Genomic DNA, 3280 nt, shown 5'->3' on the forward strand with positions numbered 1-3280 from the left:
AGCCCGAGCCAAGCCCAGGTCCTCGCGCGCCGCTCACGCGCCGGATGCACGAACCGTCCCTGGTCGCGAGATGCCATGGTCCCAACCATAACCCGGCAGCGCTCGTCGTGCCGGAGGGAGCCGCGCGAAAGTCTGCCGCAACGAGCCCCGGAGACTCACGAGGAACGACCCCTCGTCAGCAGAGAGTGAACGTAACTAGCGAACCACGACCAGGCGCTTCGTCACGTTCCGCCCCGGGACCTCGAAGCGGATGAAGTACAGCCCGGCCGCCGGATGCTCCGACCGCGGGTCCCACATCGCCGTGTGCTTTCCTGCGGGGCGCCGCGCGTCCAGCGGCTTCGCGATCATCCTGCCCTGAACGTCGTACGCCGCGATACGCACGTGGCCTGCCCGCGGCAGCGTGAACTCGAGACGAGCGACGCCGGTCGTGGGGCTCGGGCTCACGCGCGCCCACTCGAGATCGCTCGATCCGTCGGGTCGCTCCTCGACCCCGACGACCCACGGTATGCGCAACTTGGTCACTCCCCGGCGTGGCCGACCATTCACGGCGTCGAACAACCCGATGAATACGAATTCGGAAGACGTGGCCTGGACTCCGGTAACCTGCCCCAGGAAGTTGGGAATCCACGTGGGATCGACCGATCCGGTGACCGGGTCGATGACGGCGACGCTGTTCGTGCTGACTCCACCGATGACAGAGAATTGGCCAGTCGCGATGATCCGGCTGCCATTGACGACGACCGCATTGACCCAGTGGTTCGAGTTCGGGTTCCAGGCATGGGCCGTTCCCGCGGCGGCATCCAGCGCCGCGATCCGGTTTCGCGCCTGCCCACCGATGGTCGTGAACATGCCACCTGCGTAAACGGTGGTCCCGTTCCTGGCGATGGTCCATACCTCGTTATTCGCGTTCGGGTCCCAGGAGCTCGCCACTCCGGTACCGACGTCGATCGCCGCGATTCGGTTTCGTGGGATTCCGCCGACGCTGGTGAAGGCGCCGCCCGCGTAGATCGTGGATCCATCCACAGCCAGCGCGAGCACGTTGCCGTTGACGTTCGGGTTCCACGCGGTCGCCGTTCCGGTGATCGCGTCCACCGCGGCGATCCGGCTACGAGCCGCGCCCCCAAAATTGGCGAACGCTCCGCCCGCGATGACGTTGCCTCCGCTCAGAGCCAGAACGCTCACGTCACCATCCGCCCCCGGATTCCATGCCGTCAGGGCACCGGTCGCGGCATCCACGGCGGCGATCCGTGAACGCGCGACACCGCCGACGGTCGTGAAGCTTCCCCCGAAGTAAACGGTGGCGCCGTCCGTCGCGATGGCGCTCACGGCGCCATTGACGTTGGGGTTCCACGCCGTCGGTACGCCGGTCCCCACATCGAGGGCGGCGATCCGGTTGCGCTGTGTCCAGTCCATCGACGTAAAGCCTCCTCCGACCCACACCAGCCCCGCGCCGAACGCAATGGCGTTCGCGCCGCCGTTCATTCTCGGCTCCCACAGGATGTGGAGCCCCGTCGTTCGACTGAGGGCCCCAAACCCGAGCGTGGGATTGCCTCCCACGGTGGTAAAGGATCCGCCCACGTAAACGGTGCTGCCTTCCACGGCCAGCGAGTTGATCGTGCTGTTGGCAAGGGGATTCCAGCTCATCAATGCGCCCGTCTCGATGTCGAACGCTGCCCCTCGGTTGCGTCCGAAGGCAATCCCAACCTGCGTGAAGGCGCCTCCGGCGAAGAGGGTGTTGCCGTCCTGGGTCAGCACATTCACGAATCCATTGAGGTTGGGATCCCAGTCCAGGAGAGCACCGGTGGTGGCGTTCACAGCAGCGAGCCGGTTCCGTGTCGTCCCAACGATCGTGGTGAAGAGCCCGCCGACGAAGAGGGAGTCTCCTTTCAGCAACAGCGCGCGGACCTCCGCGTTGGGGTTCGGATTCCAGCTCGTTGCCGCGCCGCTTCCGGCGTCGAGCGCCGCGACGAAGTTGCGGGCGATCCCGGCGATGGTGGTGAAGGCCCCTGCGACGTAGACCGTGCTCCCGGAAATCAAGAACGACTTGACGTCGGCATTCGCGCCCGGATTCCAGGCGGTCGCCGCGCCGCTCGTGGCATCGATGGCGGCGATCCGGTTGCGCGGCTGACCGCCGGTGGTCGTGAAGGAGCCACCCACGTACACGACGCCTGCATCGACGGTGAGCGTGAGCACGGTGCTGTTGGCGCCCGGATTCCACGAGAGAACCGATCCATCGGGTCCAATTCGCGCGAGATTGGTCCGAGAAAGGCCGCCGACCAGAGTGAATTGGCCGCCGAGGTACCAGCCACCGGAACCGTCGGGAGCGATGGCATTGACGACGCCCCCCACCTCGGGGAGCACGACCGGCTGCGGGGGCGACGTCGTGGTGAGCCCCACGAGGCCGCCGACGGGCCGTCCGACGAACTGGAAGTCGCCTCCGATGTAGAGCGTGTTTCCGGAAATCGCGACCGAGCGGGCGTACGCGCCGGTCGTTTGGTAGAAGCCGGGGTAGGGGAGGATTTCGGCGCCCGCGATGCTCCCCGAGCAAGCGAGTGCCAGGCAGACTGAAGAGGCGGTGCCAAGTCCACTGAGCATGCGGCCATGCCCGTTCATCGTCGTCCTCCGGTTCGATGGGGTCCTTGAGCGTGTACCTCGCGTGTCGCCCCGGGGGGAGGCGTGAACCGGGCGAGAGCCCGGATGACCTGTCTACGTCTGAGCCTCGATGAGCGAACAGAATCCGATAGTCGAACGACTCAGCGATCGGACGACGGTCAGCTTCTTCGCGGTCACCTGATCGCGTGTTACGAGTGCGTGCCCGATTGTGGGCGAGAGCACGAGAGGCAGAATGCATACAACTCCACCGGCAGGCGGTGGATCGACACTCTCATCGCGGCCTTTCGCTCGTGAGCAAACGCTTCGTGCTCTCGAGCCGGTCGAAAGGCGAGCGCCCTCGACGCATCTGGAGCGGGAGTCTAGAATCTGGACGAGACGCCGTAAATACAAATCCACGCCCCCGTTTGACCCTGGTCGCGTTCGAAACCAGACTGGCGCCCCGAGATGCTCCCCGCCCGCGCGCTGTGGTCGACACTCGCCCTGCTGGTCATCGCCCGGGCTGTGTTCTCCTTCGTGCCCTCGATGGCGGGGTGGGGGCTCAACGTCCAGCGCTTCCTCGATCCGATCTCCGGCTGGGGTTTGTGGGGTCTGGCGGCGCTCGCGCTGGTTCCTGCTGTCGCGAGGCGCGGCGTTCCTGCGCTCGAGAAGGCCGGCGACCGGCTCGCGC

2 protein-coding genes are annotated in these 3280 nt (G+C 66.4%); one reads left to right on the forward strand and one right to left on the reverse strand.

Annotated elements, in window-relative coordinates:
* Positions 1-195 precede the first annotated feature (195 nt).
* On the reverse strand, positions 196-2613 hold the full coding sequence (locus tag VFQ05_15155; protein HET9328103.1) for a hypothetical protein: 2418 nt from the start codon (positions 2611-2613) through the stop codon (positions 196-198).
* A 444-nt stretch (positions 2614-3057) separates the two neighbouring features.
* Here VFQ05_15155 and VFQ05_15160 point away from each other — a divergent pair.
* A partial coding sequence (locus tag VFQ05_15160) for a hypothetical protein (protein ID HET9328104.1) occupies positions 3058-3280 on the forward strand: 223 nt, incomplete at its 3' end.

The organism is Candidatus Eisenbacteria bacterium, assembly GCA_035712145.1.
Classification (GTDB): domain Bacteria; phylum Eisenbacteria; class RBG-16-71-46; order RBG-16-71-46; family RBG-16-71-46; genus DASTBI01.

What these genes read in the sequence shown, in the direction of transcription:
- VFQ05_15155 (HET9328103.1), bottom strand. Translation starts at nt 2,613, where the DNA reads ATGAACGGGCATGGCCGCATGCTCAGTGGACTTGGCACCGCCTCTTCA.